Origin of the sequence: Bacillus cereus, assembly GCF_002561295.1 — a bacterium.
Classification (GTDB): Bacteria; Bacillota; Bacilli; order Bacillales; family Bacillaceae_G; genus Bacillus_A; species Bacillus_A cereus_S.
Genome location: NZ_NTUG01000037.1, coordinates 1 through 16970, shown reverse-complemented (window position 1 = coordinate 16970; position 16970 = coordinate 1). Strand labels below are relative to the sequence as shown.

Sequence of the window (16970 nt, the reverse complement as noted above, 5' to 3'; positions counted from 1 at the left end):
GCCAATAGAATGTGGGTTGTCTCGTTTGTAAGAAACAAATAGGATAAATGAACAATCCAATCTGCTAAGTTACGTAGACTGGTGTGTAGCCGCACACTAGTCTTTTTTATTTATATACAATTTATCATTGTTTTATGTGATTGTATTGTTCTTTTCATACTCATTATAACATAGTACCTTTTCATCAAGAAAGGAGACCGTATGTTCTTATTTTAAATGATTGTGATTTAACTATGATTCAATTCGTAAAAAATAACTTTGTTACCAAATGGGTCTAATAGTTCCACTTCTTTCGTGTCCCAAGGGGTAACTTCAAGGCCAGGACAGGAATAGTTATATTGTTTGGATAATAATTTTTTGTGAAACTGTTCGATCTGTGAGATTTCAATTCTAACTGCAGCACCTGGACAACAGTCTCCATGATGTTCAGATAAGTGAAGAATGTTATCCAAATAGGAAACTTGCATATACAAAGGAGCATCAGTACTAAAACGGTGTTCCCAATCTAATTTAAAGTCTAGAAAATGTATATAAAATTCTTTTGCCTTTTCCTCATTAAAACTTCGTAAAATAGGAATAATCATTGGTATTTCCTTCCACTATTTTTAAACGCGAGTAGCTTGTGTACTCTTTTGGTTAAACAACCCATCCATATACTGTTTTAAATTCTCAATATAAAATTCTTGTTTTTCTACATCGTTCACGCCAACAATCGGAGAGGGAAGTTGATATGTTTTTCTAGAAAGGTGGACAACGACATCAAAAATATCAAATAGACGGATGAAGCAGAATAAGCCGTCTTTATCACTTAATAAAATAAAGTAATGGTTATCGCTCGTTGTATTGAGGGTATTCCACAATGAACTTTTACTTAAGTCACGAACAATACTTCGTTCTTTTAATTCGATAAAGTCAACGTTAGATATAATAGTAGAAATATCAATTGCATCTGGATCATTAAAATAATCGTCGATCGCATGTACAGCGAAGGTATAGGCCATTTTTAAAATACTCATTTTATATTTGCGGTTATCTAAAAGTAATTCACGTTGAATGGAACTCGCTACTTTCGTTACACGTTCTTCTTTCCAAATTTCATTATGTAATGAAATATCATGTTTTTTACATAGTTTCATAATTAATTCATTAGAATAGTGTATTTCGTCATTCGTTTCTACTTCTTCAGTTTCCGCTGCAGCTAACTCTTGGCCATACTCATTCGTATAAAGTGGGGAATCCATTTGTTGCTTCATTTGTTCGATTTTGTATTGAACTAGTTTGTGCCTAATTAATGGTCGATCAACGTTTGTTGTGAGATGTTCATAACAAGTATCACAAATTGATTTTGTTACATAATGTCCACATAAAATCTCTGGGATAACATGTTGTTCACTAAGTTCTTTTGTTTCTTTTCTGCAAATGATGCATTGCGTCATATTTATCACCTTTTACCCTGCAAATTTGTATGTAATTTCATTGTAGTGTATTTATTCGCATTTTGGAACATTGAAGATAAAAATAGCATGTGAAATTCATGGATGTTTTGATACAATATAGGGAAGTGCTAGTTAAAAGGAGGACGTTTTTTTGAAATCGAAAGTGCACTTTTGGACATTAGAAGTGCTAATGGTTGTAGGAATTATATTTATTTGCACAAAAATATCATTTTTATTTCAACCCATTGGCATATTCATTTCAACTTTATTTTTCCCGATTTTAATCGCTTTGTTTCTATATTTCATCTTTAATCCTGTATTAGTATTTTTAGAGGCGAAAAAAGTTCCTAGAAGTTTAGCGATATTGTTGTTATATGTTTTTATCATTACACTGGCAGCAGTTGCAATTGGTGTAGTCGTTCCGACGATTTCACAGCAGCTAATGGATTTAGCGAAAAACATGCCAACATATATTAAAGAGGGGAAAATATACATACAGGATTTATCTCATCATAAGCTATTTGAATGGCTGGCTACACAAGACTATGTATCAATTGAAACGATTGAGAAGAATGCAATTGAGTATTTAAAGGAAATACCAAACACGGTAACGTCGAGTGCAACGGCTTTATTCGGTATTATTACAAACGTTGCATTAGTCGTATTTACAGTGCCATTTATCCTGTTTTACATGTTTAAAGATGGTCATGCATTCCCAGGAAAAGCTGTTAGTTTTTTACCTGAATCGTATCGTGAAGAAGGACTTCATATTATAAAAGAAACAGGCGAAACGTTGTCTGCCTATATTCAGGGACAAGCGCTTGTTTGTTTATTCATCGGTGCATTTACATTTATCGGATATGTCATTATTGATTTGCCATATGCCTTTGTTTTAGGTATTATAGCGGCATTTACAAATATTATCCCGAATTTAGGACCTTTTATTGGGGCGGCGCCAGCTGTTATTGTTGCTTTGTTTGTTTCCCCAGTACAAGCAGCTTGGGTAATTGTTATCGTAACCATTGTACAACAATTTGAAAGTAATATTATTTCACCGCGTATCATGAGTTCAAAATTAAATATCCATCCTTTAACAATTATTGTGTTAATTCTTGGTGTAGGTAATTTCGCGGGCATTGTTGGAATGATTTTAGCAGTACCTGCTTACGCTGTAACAAAAACAGTTGTTTCAAACTTGGTAAGATTATTTAAAATGAAAAGAAATAATCGGAAATAGAGAGACTTCATATGAATCATAAAAGATACATTGCTTTTTAAGCGATGTATCTTTTTTTATCATTTTCCGACAGAAAACTCCCAACTCAAGGAATGGGGAGGATATGGTCCAATGAGTAGGGTGGGGTAGTTCAATGTGTGATTCTTACTTTTTTGAAGGAATGAATAGATTCCACATTGGACTATGTGGAATCCCTCTCAATTATCCAAATCATTTCCTTGCAGCGTACCATTAACATCATAATTCTCTCCTTTCATTTAAATTTAACTTACGTCATTATAGATGTGTATAATATTTACTTCTCAGATCTCGGATATTATCTCTTGCTTTTTTATATTGCTGTTCTTGCACCATTTCTGCTTCAGATAATCGCTTCTTTTCAATCGTGATTGTTAAAAAGAAAACATGAACTTTCATAAGTGAATTCCTCCTTTCATAAAGGAATTATAAGTGGCTACAATAAGGGAGTTGACGTTCTTTCACTTCATTCATAGCGCGTTGAATTTGTTGATCGTGTAACATTTCGAACTCAGAAAATCTGCTTTTGTGGATCGTAATGGTTAAAAAGAATACTCGGAATTTCATAAGGTAATTGCTCCTTTGTATATAAATTTTTAATACATTTGATTGTAATAAGAAACTTGACGTTCTTTTGTTTCAGTCATAATTTGTTGAATCTGCTGTTCATGTAAGACTTCGGCTTCAGAAACTCTACTTTTATGAACAGTAATGGTTAAAAAGAATACTCGGAATTTCATAAGGTAATTACTCCTTTTATATAAATTTTTAATACATTTGATTGTAATAAGAACTCTTGCGATCTTTTACTTCTTCCGTAATCGCTTTTAATTGTTGTTTACGTAAAATCTCAGTTTCAGATAAAGATTTCTTCTGAAGGGTAAACGTAAAAAAGAAAATATGAAACGTCATAAATGAATTCCTCCTTTCGTAAAGGAATTACAGGTGACTACTGTAAGGACATTGACGCTCCTTTATGTCATTCATAGCATCTTGAATGTGTTGTTCATGCAACATTTCTATTTGAGATAATTGTTTTCGTTGAATTGTAATGCTGAAAAAAAGCACGTGAAAAGTCATGGAATGATTGCTCCTTTCGAAAAGAAATAGTGTTAGAGATTAAAAAATCGCACAAAAAAGCCACAGAAGGATACAGTTCTCCTGCGGCAGGGCATGAAAAAGCCACAGGAAAGTATACGACCTCCTGTGGCGAATTTGTTAATTAAAGAAAATACCGAACGATTTTCAATTCTCCATTAGGGTGGCCGAATTCATATTTAATTGTAAAACAGATGCAACAGTTAATTTTAATTTCATCATTTCATTCGACCTCCTTTTAGAATTTTTGCTTACGTTAGTAATTATATACAATTAATGGATAATTGTAAACCAAAAAATTGAAAATTTTTAATTTTGATTAAAATGTTTATGTTTTGAAGGGGAGCCTTGAAGAAGTATGGAATGTTTGTGGTGAAGGATATTATTTTAGTGAAATGCATATAACAATTCTTTTTGTTAAGAAGGGAGAAAATGGCATGCTTGAATTTCAAGGAAAATACAACAAAGCAAAAGTGTTTACAAACAATGTTGAAGAGACTGCAGCAGGACAAATCGTTGATCTTTGTAACCAGGAATTTGCGAGGGAAAGCAAAATTCGGATTATGCCTGATACACATGCAGGAGCAGGATGTACAATTGGAACAACAATGACAATTCAAGATAAAATCGTACCGAATTTAGTCGGGGTAGATATTGGCTGTGGAATGGAAGTTGTGATCATTGATAAGAAAAAAGAGGAAATTAATTTTGATCATTTAGATGAAACCATTCGTAAATATGTACCGAGTGGGTTTAGCATTCGGGATAGTAGGCATACATTTTCGAAGCAAATTGATTTTCGAGATGTGAGAGCACCGTTTACCTTACAACGTGCTCAAAAAAGTATTGGTACGCTTGGCTCCGGAAATCATTTTATTGAGCTCAATGAAGATGAAAAGGGAAATGTTTATATTGTAATTCATAGTGGATCACGTAACTTAGGTAAACAAATTGCAGAATACTATCAAAATTTTGCTTATGAACAACTGATGAATGTGAAATCAATTAAAGATGAGATGGTTGAAAATTTGAAAGCAGAAGGGAGGGAATCAGAAATTCAAGATGCATTAAAGCAAATTAAGAAACCTGTGGTTCGTAAAGAATTAGCATATTTAGAAGGCCAAGGCTTTAAAGATTATATGAATGACATGAAGATTGCACAAAAGTACGCGGAGTTAAATCGAAAAGCTATGATTGATGAGATTGTAACTAGAATGGGATGGGGAGTAGTGGATCAATTTACTACAATTCATAACTATATAGATATGGACAATATGATTCTAAGAAAAGGTGCTATCTCAGCCCAAGAAGGAGAGCGTGTAATTATTCCAATCAACATGAGAGATGGATCAATTATTGCCTACGGAAAAGGGAATCCTGACTGGAATTTCTCTGGACCACATGGAGCTGGACGTATCATGAGTAGAAAAAAAGCGAAAGAAGTGCTGAGTTTAGATGATTTTAAAAATGCAATGAATGACGTTTGGACGACATCTGTTGTTCAAAGTACTTTAGATGAAGCACCAATGGTATATAAGCCTATGAATGAGATTGTTGAAAATACGAAAGATGCAATTGATATTAAACGTATTATTAAGCCGATTTATAATTATAAAGCTAATTAAATGATTTGGTAAAAAAAGTATCATCCCTCAAGGTATGATACTTTTTTTGTGAAAAATCATGGAAAAATATTGAATGGAAATATATTCTTGTGGTATGGTTAATTACATAAGTAATGAACCTATGAACCTAAGGGGGTGAAAATATGAAACAGTCTCTTGAACAAAATAAATTAATATACATACAAATCGCAGAAACGATTGAATCGGATATTTTAAAAGGCATCCTACTTGAAGAAGAAAAGGTTCCGTCAACAAACCAATTTGCAAAGATGCTACAAATTAATCCAGCTACAGCGGCGAAAGGAGTAAATTTGTTAGTGGATGAAGGGATTTTATATAAAAAGAGGGGGATTGGAATGTTTGTTACAAAGGGGGCGAAGGAAGTGGTATTAAAGAAGCGGCAAAGCACTTTTCAAAATGAATTTTTGCCTAAAGTGTTGGAAGAAGCGAAAGTACTTGAAATTTCGAAAGAAGAGCTCATTCAAATGATTCAAGTGGCAACAAAGGAGGGAAAAGAATGACAATCGCAATTAAAACTGAAAAGTTAACAAAACAATATAAGAAAAAGATCGCTGTAAATGAATTAACCTTTTCGCTAGAAGAGAATAAAATATATGGTTTGCTTGGTCGAAATGGGGCAGGGAAAACAACGCTATTGCATCTTCTCGCTGGACAAATTGTCGCAAGTGAAGGCAGTGTATCTATATTTGGTGAAAATGTATATGAAAATAGTCATGCATTGCAAAATATTTGTTTTGTAAAGGTGAAAGAAGAAAATTATATGAGTTATAAAGTGAAAGAGATTTTTAAGTTATGTAACTTATTTTATAAAAATTGGGATGGGATGTTTGCGGAGGAACTTGCGGTAAAGTTTCAATTGGATATGAATCAAAAGTATCATAGATTGTCACACGGTATGCAAACTGTTGTTGGGATCATTAAAGGATTAGCGAGCCGGGCACCTATTACGATTTTTGATGAACCGACGACCGGTTTAGATGCAGCGCACCGAGAGTTATTTTATAACGTTTTATTAGAAGATTATGGTGATCACCCGCGAACAATTATTTTATCGACGCATTTAGTAGAAGAGGTAGCACATATTGTCGAAGATGTGTTGATTTTGAAGGATGGACAAGTAATTGTTCAATCAGCTGTTGAAGATTTCTTGCAGCAAGCCCATTGCATATCAGGACGAAAAGATACCGTGAATGAATTTATGATAAATAAATATGTTGTTCATCGAGAATACTTTGGGAACAAAGGAATTGGCGTTATTTGGGAAGATTTATGTGAAGAAGACTATGATTATATCAAAAGTGAAAGTTTAGAAATTGAGGGAGTTTCGCTTCAGAAATTATTTATTTACATAACGGATGGTGATGTAGAGTGAAGATGTTAATGAAACAGTTGAAATTACAAATCAATTATCATTACAAAGCTATTATCGCATTTTGGGCTTTGGCGTTCATTATTCAAAGTTTACCAAATCTCAAATATATAAAAGATATACGAATTGACTTTTTACAAGATATTATTAACAATCCTTCTATTGCAGTTATATTTTTCATTGTAGTGAGTGCTTTCTTTATACAGTTAGATTTATTTCACTTAGCTGTTTCTTTTGGCACAACGAGGTTACAATTTTTTATTGGATCGACTTGTTATATTGTTTTACAATCAGCATTCTTTTCGTTTCTTCAAATTCTTTTTTTACCGGGCTTATTTTATCCTGTAGAAAGTAATAGTTTGTTAGGTAGTTTAATTGAACAATTCTTTGTGCAGTTTTTACTTTATGTTACGGTAGCGAGCCTTTTCCAAGGTATTGTTATTTTCCAGCAAAGATTTAACTGGATTGGGTGCGCGATTGGTTCAATCTTTTTTATAGGCTTAACAAGTGTATTTTATGGAACGGGCCTAAAAATGACGCTTACAAAAACTGAAGTTTTGATGAATATCCCTTCGTTCATAATGATTTCTAGTGGCCTAATCGTGTTATATTTTGTGATTAATGGCATATGTATTCGGAAAATTTCTTTAGAACAAACAGTGTGAAAAATGATATAGATCGTGTTAAATAAATATTTTAGGAGAGAAGGTAACATATAGGGAGATTCATCATCGTTAATAACGATGCTTTTATGTATTGCAGTATTGATTTAATATGCATAAACCGATAAAAGGAAATGAAATAGTGAATAAATGTGAATGATTAGATGATAATGGAGTAAAACAAAAAGAATCCTATATAGCAAGGATTCTTTTTGTTAATTTAACAACAGTCGTCATCTTCGCCGTAATACTCATCACAAGAATTATCTTGATTATTACAGCAGATACAAAATGTTTTTTGAACAAATAAGGTAACAAGAGTGAAAGGGCCTTCCTGTCTTGTAAGAGTAAGGCTTTGGAAATCTTCAACCTGAAATATTTTTGTTTGAACGGGTTGTAATGTAGCGATAATTGGTGTGCGAGACCCTCTTGTTCGAATAGTTACTTCAACAGGTGCACTTTGACCAACAACGAATAACTGAATTAATGTTTTATTATGATTTTTGGTGAAATCTTCAAATACGGTTTGTGGAGTAGTGGTTTCAAGAGAAATGGTTACAGGTATATTTCCAGTTAAATTGGTTCCTGAACCGGCGATAGTATGAGTCTCAACAAAACAGTTATTTTGTTGGTGGTTCGAATGCGATTGGTTTTTATAATACTTTTTACCATCTTTATAAAAATAATCAGCCATACGTATTTTATTCTCCTTATCTTTAATTGTCCATATATGTTATTTGAGAAATAGCAATTGTGCTTGGACTCATTTTACAAAGATTGCAAATTTAATAGTTTGAAGATGTACCACAGGCTCAGTTATAAAAGGATGGGGGATTAGATAGATAAGTTGAAGAAAGTTAAATTCTGCAAAGGGATATACCCCATATACCGCATATTACAGTTGGACGAAAAGAAAATGAAAAATGGAAGTTGCAGAGGAGATGCCGAAATTAAGCGCAGGATTGCAATGTGTAATTGAAAAAGTAAGTGTTGAACGTATTGGAGAAAGTGGAGAATCAATAATGGGATTTTTGAAATAAGAAAAGGAGATACAAATTTGTATCTCCTTTTTATTGCTTTTTCATATATATGTGTTAGAATGGAAAAACGCTCATTGTTTATTTTTATGTTAAAAACTCAATATTTATCCAATTTAATTATAACAAACTAAATGCTTGTTTGTCAAACTTTTAATTGAAATTTTAATTGCATCAAACAATGAGTATCAGAACGATCAGTTGATAAGGAGTGGCGATATGAAAAAAACAAGTCAAGAATGGAAAAACGAACAACATCGTGTGGAAGACGTAGTTGGAAAGATCGAAAAACATATTGATACATTAGAGCATTATACAAGTGCAACAACAAAAGATGTTGTTCAGATCCGTAAACACTTTTGGGACGATGTAACAGTGAATGTTGATACTACAGAAGATGCTATTGAAACAGCAGCGAGTATTAAACAACAGGCAGAGTTATTATCTGAACGAGAGCAAAGTCATCGCCATGCTTATAATCAACTAAAAGGGTTAAAAAGATTACAACAATCACCATACTTTGGAAGGGTAGATTTTTTAGAAGATGGGGAAAAAAGTGAGGATGCTATTTATCTTGGTATACACTCATTCTATGATGAACAGACGGAACAATTTCTCGTATATGATTGGCGAGCTCCTATATCAAGCTTGTATTATGACTATTCGGTAGGAAGAGCAAAATATGTGGCACCGAATGATACGATTTCGGGTGAAATGACGTTAAAAAGACAATATGTAATTCGGAATGGCCAAATTATAAGTATGTTTGATACAGGTGTTACGATTGGTGATAAATTACTGCAAGAAGTATTAGGAAATAATGCGAATACACAAATGAAAAGTATCGTTTCAACAATTCAAAAAGAACAAAACCAAATTATACGAAATGAAAAAAGTCGATTACTTGTTGTGCAAGGAGCGGCAGGAAGCGGTAAAACATCGGCAGCACTTCAGCGCGTCGCGTATTTATTATATCGATATCGCGATACTTTACATGCTGATCAAATCGTTCTTTTTTCTCCGAACTCGATGTTTAATAGTTATGTTTCTACAGTCTTACCGGAACTTGGGGAAGACAATATGAAGCAAACAACATTTCAAGAATACTTAGAGAGTCATATTGATAAGAAATTCGAGCTAGAAGATCCATTTACACAGATGGAATATGTACTAACAAGAATGGAAGAAAAAAATTATGAAACTCGATTAGAAGGAATTAAGTATAAAGCAAGCACTGATTTTATTGAAGTGGTAGATCAGTATGTAGCTTATTTACAACGAGAAGGTATGTTATTTAAAGATATAAAATTTAGAGGGAACGTATTAATCTCTAAAGAACAGATGAAAGAAAAGTTTTATGAATTTGATTCTTCAATCCGAATTCCAAACCGAATCAAGTTAATTTCCGAGTGGTTATTAAAAGAGGTAAGAAAACAAGAAAAAATAGAAAGAAAAGAGTTATGGGTGGAAGAGGAGATACAGTTATTAGATAAAGAAACATATGCGAAAGTGTATCATCAATTGCAACGAGAAGAAGAACATTCAAATGGTTCATTTGATGATTTTGAGCGGGAACAGAAGATGCTAGCAGCGATTGTTGTAAAAGAGCATTTTAAACCGCTTAAAAGACGGGTGAAGAATTTACGATTTATTCATACACTGGCACTTTATATACAGTTATTTAAAGATCCTGCGTTCGCTAAACAGCTTGTAGAAGAACATAAATTATCGCAAAGATGGAATGAAATATGTAAGGAAACAATAGAAAATATACAAAATCTTTATATGTCATATGAAGATGCAACGCCTTATTTATATTTGAAAGATCAGCTGGAAGAAGTGCAAAAAAATACATCTGTGCAACATATCTTCATTGATGAAGCGCAGGATTATTCAGCATTTCAATATGCATTTTTAAAACGAATATTCCCGCATACAAAAATGACGATACTAGGTGATTTTAATCAGACGATTTACGAACATGCATCAGAGAATGAATTTTCACAATTAAGTACGTTGTACGGGGAAGAACTGAGTGAAAGAATCGTTCTTAAGAGAAGTTATCGCTCCACAAAACAAATTATTGAATTTACGAAGCAGTTAATTACAGATGGCGATGAAATTGAACCGTTTCAGCGTAACGGCAATAAGCCCATTATAATGGAAGTGGAAGGCAAAGCAGCACTTCATCATAAGGTGACAGAGCAAATTCAACAGTTGCAACGAGATGGTCACAAAACAATTGCGGTTATTTGTAAAACAGCGGAAGAAAGTGAAGAAGCGTACCATGCCCTGCAAGCATCATTACAAGTTCGTCTCATTAAGAAAGAAACGAGTTCGTTTGATGAAGGTGTTTTGATTGTCCCATCGTATTTATCAAAAGGTGTAGAATTTGATGCGGTTATCATTTATGATGCATCAAAGAAAATATATAGTAGAGAGAGTGAACGGAAATTATTTTATACTGCTTGTACGCGTGCAATGCATGAGCTATATATTTATTCTGTAGGAGAGATAAATGCATTCTTACGGTCAGTTCATATAACGAAAACACATTCATCGGCTGTGGAATCAGACTAGGGTGATTCATTCATTTCTTCTTTTACTAACGGGTGCGTTTCTACAATAAGTAGAGGCACATTTTTTCTTATTGTGCTAACAGGGCAGGTTAATTGAAAAAACTTTTATAAGTCAAAATAAGAACATGCTTCGTATGAAGTTTCTGGACCCCGACACAAAAAACTCGCCAATCATGACGAGTTTTTTGTGTTAGAACAACTATTTGCAAAACAGACAGTTTCTATAATAACCTTTAACACCAAACTATGATTCTATAGGGTGTGGTTTGGGCTGGGATACTTTTTGTGGCAGGTCCATAGATAACAATTAGATTTCGGTTTGTAGGGTTTTTTGAGTAGGGTTGCCCATTTGTTAAGACGATTTGGGTGTATGGAGATAGATTTAATTGTAATTGTCCATCACTACTTTTCAGTTGACTATCAAAGTAATCTACTTTTACATTCTGATAAGGGGTATCTTTTACCATTACAAGTGCTCGGTACTGCGGCGGATATATAAGAGGGACAGGTGCATTTCCATCATAGTATCCAGTCACTTTATCTCCTACTGAAATCACTACATGGTCTACAAAGTAAGTTGTGGGTGAAACGACGAAATTTACTATATTCCCCAATCCGTTTTCTACAGATATTAATTTATAGCAGCCTTCTCCTTCAGCATTTTGCCCTACAATGAAATCACTAATCATGGTGACGGTCCCATGAAAAGAATTAAAATGTATCATTTTCATACCCCCATTCATTTAAGGTAGGCGGTGTACCAATAATCCCTAAAAACAGTAAATAATTACTTTATGTACAATATGTAGGTTAAAACCTATATGACTGTATGGATGCCCATAAAGGTTAAGGAAATGTGAGTGAGAGTAAGGGCTAATAATTTTGTTAGGTCTACAGGGGGGATTGCTAAGAAATCACTATTGTATAGATAAAAACCCTTGCTTTTTTGATAAAAGTAAGGGTTTTGTATTGAATCATATATTATGAAAATAACCAATTGAAAATAGTATATAGACCAATGCAAGTAGAAATAAAGATTGCCACTATTATAGAAATACATCCAAAGTGAACGAAGTTATCTTTCCAATTTCCTTCAGGTCCTTGGACAATTTGTTCGGCTACACGACTTTGTATAGTAGGGGGATTATATTGTAAGGAAATGTGATTTAGTATCGCAGAATCTCCTTTAAATTTCAGAGCTCTTACAATCTCATTGGGACTATTGCCCATCGATTTTTCAAATTGTTGGCATGCTTGAAGCATTTCAGGTGTTTTGTTTTCTTCAAGATACCAATAGCGTCCGGCCATTGTTGGATATTGCAGGCGGAAATAAATATCACCTAATTTTTTGCGAAGTGATAGGTCGTCAGGATAAGCCTGGATTAAGCCGTGAAGTCGTTCTCTTGCTTTTCCTAAGTTATGATTTTCGATATCTTTTTCAATTTTGAGTAATGTTTTTTCTTTCATAGAGGCTCCTTTCTTTATTATTCATTTATCCCGCATCAACTGTTCGTAAAAGCCCAATTGGTGAGGGATGAGAATCAATGGGGGATGAAGAAAATCCCCACTGATTAAAGTTTCACTTTATTTTGCTGTACGCAATAAAGCGCCAATCGCCCCGCTAAAACCATGATCTTGTAAGAAAATAGGTTTTTTATTTTGATACACAGTATAGCTACCTATAATTTCTTGTAGGTGTGTATTATTGCATAGTGTAGATCCAATATAAACGATACGATCTAGATTTTTTGTTTCTGCAAACTGAAGGCTAAGCGCAGTGACTACTTCGCCAACAAGACCTTGAAGAGTAGCGAGTAAATCGGAGTGATTACCATCAGATTCATGGATAGCGGCTTTTCCAAAATTGCTAGCTGTTAAATGATGATCGATAGGAGATAGAATTCCACTATAAATATCTCCAACTGTTATATCGAGATTTTGCCGTGATCCTAGTTTTGCGTGCTTGATGACTTCTTCAAAACGATCGACATTTGTTAGTAGTTTTGCGAGTCCCATGATCGTTCCTCCCCCAACACCAGTTCCACCAGCACGAATGTATTGTTTGTTATTAACATAGTGAATAGACGTTCCTGTACCGATATTTGTTAAAACAAAGTTATGAATAGAATGATTTTGTTTGCCAATGAGATAATGAACACCTGCAAGCGTAGCTTCGAATTCAGGGAGGGACTCTATTTGATATTCTCCTGAAAATAATGTATGTAATTGATCAGCTTTACCACCAGTTATAGATAATTTGCGAATATATGTATTGTTATGTAACCAATCTTTAATTTTATTTTGTTCGTGGGAGTAAAATTTTTCAAAATGTAGTGTATTGTTTTGATCAAAATAAGCGATTTTTGTTAATGTTCCACCAGCATCAATACCAACGGTGCTCTTCATTTTTGCACTCCTTATCATTGTGGAATTATAATATCGAATATCTATATAAATCTATTTTAATTTTTCGACGTATCAGCTGACTTGCATACAAAAAAGGAACTCACACTTTTTTTCTTCTTTTGTTCTAAATTCGGTATGGGGTAGAAGAGGGATCTGACCGTTGCTATGCACGGCTGGATGCGCTCTTCATTTTAAAAAGGTAGTGTTAGTTATATATCATTCATTTTTTTATTTAGTCATATAAACTAATAACTTCTCAACTATAACAATTGGTTCACCATTTACAGAAGCAATTCCTTTTCCGAGAATAAATCCTCGTTTGTTTCGTAAAACTTCATATTGTAAGTCTAGCTTGTCACCAGGCATTGCTGTTCCATGAAATGTGACCCCATCTAATGAAGAGAGAAATCCGAGTCCATTAGAATCACTTGTTCCTACGAACGCGCCAAGCTGCGCAAGTGCTTCTACAATTAACATGTGAGGCATGCTATTTTGATTCTCATTTATAAACCATTCATTATTTGTAATGAATTTATATCCTTTCACTGATTTCCCGTCTTCAATTTCTATGATTCTATCAATCATTAAAAATGGGTAACGATGAGGAAGTGTATCGGTAATATTTATCTTATTCATAAAAACCTCCAATTTTTAAATGATAAATCCCCAACTTACAGGAAGCAGGGGATTTATCATTAGTTTTCTATTAAAGCTTCTGTTTTTTCTTGAGAGAAAATACCGCTATTTTTAATGTTTTCAACAACTTGTTGTAATGCTTTTTTATCTTGCACAAGTGCGATGCGCACAAAGCCTTCGCCATGTGGTCCAAAAGCATGACCAGGAGTTACAACGACATTTGCGCGATCCATTAATGCATAAGCAAATTGTAATGAAGTCCAACCTTTTGGTATTTCAGCCCATATGAACATACTACCAGCTGGTTTATCGACGTGCCATCCGAAAGCGGCAAAGCCATCAACTAGAATATCTCTACGTTCTTGATAAATGATACGATTTTTCTCGCAAAATGTAGCGCCTTGACGCAAAGCAACAGATGCTGCTTTTTGAATTGGCAAGAATACGCCATAATCTGTATTTGATTTAAATTGCGCTAGTGCACCTACGATTTCTTTATTGCCAATCATATAACCAATGCGACTACCTGCTAGGCTATAGCTTTTTGATAAAGAATTAATTTCCACGCCAACTTCTTTTGCTCCAGGAACAGATAAGAAACTGATTGGTTTTTTTCCATCGTAATAAAATTCAGCATAGGCAAAATCATGCACAACAATAATATGATGCTGTTTTGCGAATGCAATTACTTCTTTGAAGAAATCTTCATGTGCCATTGCTGGAACTGGATTTCCAGGGAAGTTTAATATCATCATTTTTGCTTGTTTCGCAATTTCCTCAGGAATATCTTGTAAATTAGGTAAAAAGTCATTTTCCTTCTTTAAAGGCATGAAATAAGGTTCTGCACCTGCCATTTGAATACCCGTTTCATAGGCTGTGTAACCAGGATCAGGAACTAAAATAAGATCACCTGGGTTTGCAAAAACCATAGGTAAATGAACAAGACCATCTTGAGAACCCATCAATAATAAGACTTCATTATTAGGATCTAATGTAACATTGTGATTGTTATCGTAATATTCAGTTACTGATTCATGAAATTCTTGAATACCTGTTAAGGTATAACCGTAACTTTCATTTTTATTTGCTGTATGTACCATCGCTTCTCGTACAATATCAGCAGGAGGCATATCGGGATTGCCAATGCTTAAATCGATCATTTGATGACCTGCTGCAATTTTTTCTTTTTTATAAGCTGCTAATTCACTAAATATAGAAGATTGAAATGCTTTCATTCTAGTTGCTAATGTGTAAGTCATGAAACTCCCCCTATAAAAAAACTACTAGTATTATATTTGTTTTTATAATTCTGAAAAAACAAACGTATTACCATTTTACCACTTTTTCATGAAAATATAAATTCATGTCCTAAATTAAAATTTCACTTACTTAATTTTTATGATAGTTTACGCAAGAGAGAAAAGTTAGAAAAAATATAAAATAAATGATATGAAACTATGTTAGATTATGCTAATATAATTTTTGGGGCAACATTAGATGATACATAAGAGGGGGAAACAAAATGACAGAGGGAACACAAACTGCATTAATCCAAGAACCAATGGCCTTAATGGCTTATTTTGCTGCGCTTCTTGGTGCTGTTTTTATGCTGGCAGAATGCAAAAATCAATATATTCAAAAGTTTTTTCATTATGCGCCACCGCTAATATGGGCATACTTTTTGCCGATGTTATCGACGACGTTTGGTATTACACCAGCGCAGTCACCATTATATAGTTTTGTTTCGGCATATATATTGCCATTCGGGCTATTATTATTGCTGTTATCTATGAATGTTTCTGCAACATTGCGACTTGGACCAAAGGCACTGTTCTTGTTTTTATCAGGAACAATTGGTGTTGTAATTGGTGGACCAATTGCACTTGCTATTTTCCAGCCATTCTTACCAGAGGATGCTTGGAAAGGGGTTGCTGCTTTAGCAGGAAGTTGGATCGGTGGTTCAGCAAATATGGCTGCGATGATCGATGCAGTTGGAACACCTAAAGAGGTATTAGCACCAGTTATTGTTGTGGATACTGTTGTAGGTTATAGCTGGATGGGAATTATGATTGCATTAGCTGGGTTTCAACATAAGTTTAACAAATGGAACAAGGCTGATAATTCAGTAGTTGAAAATTTAAACAAGCAAATAGGCGCTGTAGAAAAAGAAAGAAGTCGACCAATTCAAGTACCACAATTTCTTGGTATGCTAGGGCTTGGTTTAGGTGTCGCTTTTGTGGTACGTAAATTTGCTGAAATGCTGCCTGTAACATCTGTTATGTCAGCATCAACATGGACAATTATGATTATTTCAGCAGTGGGTGTCATACTATCCTTTACAAAGGTTCGTAAATTAGAGGATTACGGCGCTAGTAAAATTGGGTATGCAGGAATTTATTTATTACTTACAACCATTGGGGCTCAAGCAGATTTAGTATATGTAATTGAAGCACCTCATTACATGTTACTAGGAGTCGTTTGGTTGATGATTCATATTATATGTATTTTCTTAGCTGCTAGAATTATGAGAGCACCGCTATTCTTTGTGGCAGTAGGGTCGCAAAGTAATATTGGAGGAACAAGTTCAGCACCTGTTGTAGCATCTGTTTTCCAACCAGCGTTAGCACCAGTTGGTTTATTAATGGCAATTGTAGGGAATGTTGTTGGAACGTATGCCGCCGTTTTATGTGCGCATTTAGCAGAATTTGTAGCAAAAACATTTTGATCAATTTATAATATAATTTTTCGTCGTATGTTGAAGATAACATTTTCTGTATACATCAGTAAGTGGTAGAATCGATTTACGATAAAAACCCACCATTCATCAATGAAGTGAACCCAAAAAG

Annotated in this window: 20 protein-coding genes and 1 pseudogene; 8 read left to right on the top strand and 13 right to left on the bottom strand. The window is 34.0% G+C overall.

Translation table 11 applies throughout. The annotated features are described in order from the left end of the window. Positions 1-227: 227 nt before the first annotated feature. Together CN373_RS19530 and CN373_RS19525 are read right to left on the bottom strand one after the other, a co-directional pair. Positions 228-584 (bottom strand): glyoxalase superfamily protein, encoded by a 357-nt coding sequence (locus CN373_RS19530; protein ID WP_000586531.1) that lies wholly within the window; start codon positions 582-584, stop codon positions 228-230. A gap of 21 nt (positions 585-605) precedes the next feature. Beyond that, complete coding sequence (locus CN373_RS19525) at positions 606-1436, bottom strand: HNH endonuclease (protein WP_000189722.1); 831 nt, start codon at positions 1434-1436, stop codon at positions 606-608. A 151-nt stretch (positions 1437-1587) separates the two neighbouring features. Here CN373_RS19525 and CN373_RS19520 point away from each other — a divergent pair, with 151 nt between their 5' ends. After that, the gene (locus tag CN373_RS19520; protein ID WP_000837895.1) at positions 1588-2673 is read left to right on the top strand and encodes an AI-2E family transporter; all 1086 of its coding nucleotides are present in this window, start codon (positions 1588-1590) and stop codon (positions 2671-2673) included. A 276-nt stretch (positions 2674-2949) separates the two neighbouring features. Here the strand turns inward: CN373_RS19520 and CN373_RS19515 are convergent, their stop codons facing one another. The 5 genes from CN373_RS19515 to CN373_RS19495 are packed head-to-tail and all read right to left on the bottom strand — an operon-like array spanning position 2950 to position 3771. Further along, positions 2950-3090, bottom strand: coding sequence for a YrzI family small protein (locus CN373_RS19515; RefSeq protein ID WP_000862894.1), 141 nt, complete (start codon positions 3088-3090; stop codon positions 2950-2952). A 27-nt stretch (positions 3091-3117) separates the two neighbouring features. Next, on the bottom strand, positions 3118-3258 hold the full coding sequence (locus CN373_RS19510) for a YrzI family small protein (RefSeq protein WP_098359976.1): 141 nt from the start codon (positions 3256-3258) through the stop codon (positions 3118-3120). A 29-nt stretch (positions 3259-3287) separates the two neighbouring features. Then, a complete protein-coding gene (locus CN373_RS19505) occupies positions 3288-3431 on the bottom strand; it encodes a YrzI family small protein (RefSeq protein WP_098359975.1) in 144 nt (47 codons plus the stop codon). 28 nt (positions 3432-3459) lie between these two features. Further along, positions 3460-3603: a YrzI family small protein gene (locus CN373_RS19500; protein ID WP_000142703.1), complete on the bottom strand. Its 144-nt coding sequence runs from the start codon at positions 3601-3603 to the stop codon at positions 3460-3462. Positions 3604-3630: 27 nt separating this feature from the next. Then, on the bottom strand, positions 3631-3771 hold the full coding sequence (locus tag CN373_RS19495) for a YrzI family small protein (protein ID WP_098359974.1): 141 nt from the start codon (positions 3769-3771) through the stop codon (positions 3631-3633). A 455-nt stretch (positions 3772-4226) separates the two neighbouring features. Between CN373_RS19495 and CN373_RS19490 the strand changes: the two genes are divergently transcribed. From CN373_RS19490 to CN373_RS19475, 4 genes are all read left to right on the top strand, one after another. Then, entirely contained in the window at positions 4227-5414 is a 1188-nt protein-coding gene (locus tag CN373_RS19490; protein WP_098360053.1) for an RtcB family protein, read from the top strand. A gap of 143 nt (positions 5415-5557) precedes the next feature. Beyond that, a complete protein-coding gene (locus tag CN373_RS19485; RefSeq protein ID WP_000814121.1) occupies positions 5558-5935 on the top strand; it encodes a GntR family transcriptional regulator in 378 nt (125 codons plus the stop codon). Further along, complete coding sequence (locus CN373_RS19480; RefSeq protein WP_098359973.1) at positions 5932-6807, top strand: ABC transporter ATP-binding protein; 876 nt, start codon at positions 5932-5934, stop codon at positions 6805-6807. The genes CN373_RS19485 and CN373_RS19480 overlap by 4 nt, the downstream gene beginning before the upstream one ends. Positions 6808-6809: 2 nt before the next feature. Continuing rightward, positions 6810-7469, top strand: coding sequence for a DUF4052 family protein (locus CN373_RS19475; RefSeq protein ID WP_098359972.1), 660 nt, complete (start codon positions 6810-6812; stop codon positions 7467-7469). A gap of 217 nt (positions 7470-7686) precedes the next feature. Here CN373_RS19475 and CN373_RS19470 read toward each other — a convergent pair whose 3' ends face one another. Next, the gene (locus CN373_RS19470) at positions 7687-8160 is read right to left on the bottom strand and encodes a hypothetical protein (RefSeq protein WP_000796387.1); all 474 of its coding nucleotides are present in this window, start codon (positions 8158-8160) and stop codon (positions 7687-7689) included. A gap of 170 nt (positions 8161-8330) precedes the next feature. Here CN373_RS19470 and CN373_RS26205 point away from each other — a divergent pair. Continuing rightward, positions 8331-8506 (top strand): annotated as a pseudogene (locus tag CN373_RS26205) (2'-5' RNA ligase family protein); the annotation flags it as partial. Positions 8507-8722: 216 nt separating this feature from the next. Further along, a complete protein-coding gene (helD, locus tag CN373_RS19460; RefSeq protein ID WP_000753787.1) occupies positions 8723-11083 on the top strand; it encodes an RNA polymerase recycling motor HelD in 2361 nt (786 codons plus the stop codon). A gap of 232 nt (positions 11084-11315) precedes the next feature. Here helD and CN373_RS19455 read toward each other — a convergent pair whose 3' ends face one another. The 5 genes from CN373_RS19455 to CN373_RS19435 all read right to left on the bottom strand — a co-directional run bounded on the left by CN373_RS19455 (position 11316) and on the right by CN373_RS19435 (position 15383). After that, positions 11316-11807 (bottom strand): hypothetical protein, encoded by a 492-nt coding sequence (locus CN373_RS19455; RefSeq protein WP_098359971.1) that lies wholly within the window; start codon positions 11805-11807, stop codon positions 11316-11318. 256 nt (positions 11808-12063) lie between these two features. Further along, positions 12064-12549 (bottom strand): DUF6584 family protein, encoded by a 486-nt coding sequence (locus tag CN373_RS19450; RefSeq protein WP_000660811.1) that lies wholly within the window; start codon positions 12547-12549, stop codon positions 12064-12066. A 117-nt stretch (positions 12550-12666) separates the two neighbouring features. After that, positions 12667-13488: a type II pantothenate kinase gene (coaW, locus tag CN373_RS19445; protein ID WP_098359970.1), complete on the bottom strand. Its 822-nt coding sequence runs from the start codon at positions 13486-13488 to the stop codon at positions 12667-12669. Between the two features lie 228 nt (positions 13489-13716). Further along, on the bottom strand, positions 13717-14115 hold the full coding sequence (locus CN373_RS19440) for a 3-hydroxyacyl-ACP dehydratase FabZ family protein (protein WP_033664714.1): 399 nt from the start codon (positions 14113-14115) through the stop codon (positions 13717-13719). Between the two features lie 68 nt (positions 14116-14183). Continuing rightward, entirely contained in the window at positions 14184-15383 is a 1200-nt protein-coding gene (locus CN373_RS19435; RefSeq protein WP_098359968.1) for an LL-diaminopimelate aminotransferase, read from the bottom strand. 263 nt (positions 15384-15646) lie between these two features. Between CN373_RS19435 and CN373_RS19430 the strand changes: the two genes are divergently transcribed. After that, entirely contained in the window at positions 15647-16849 is a 1203-nt protein-coding gene (locus CN373_RS19430; protein WP_000134705.1) for a DUF819 domain-containing protein, read from the top strand. The last annotated feature ends 121 nt before the right edge of the window (positions 16850-16970 follow it).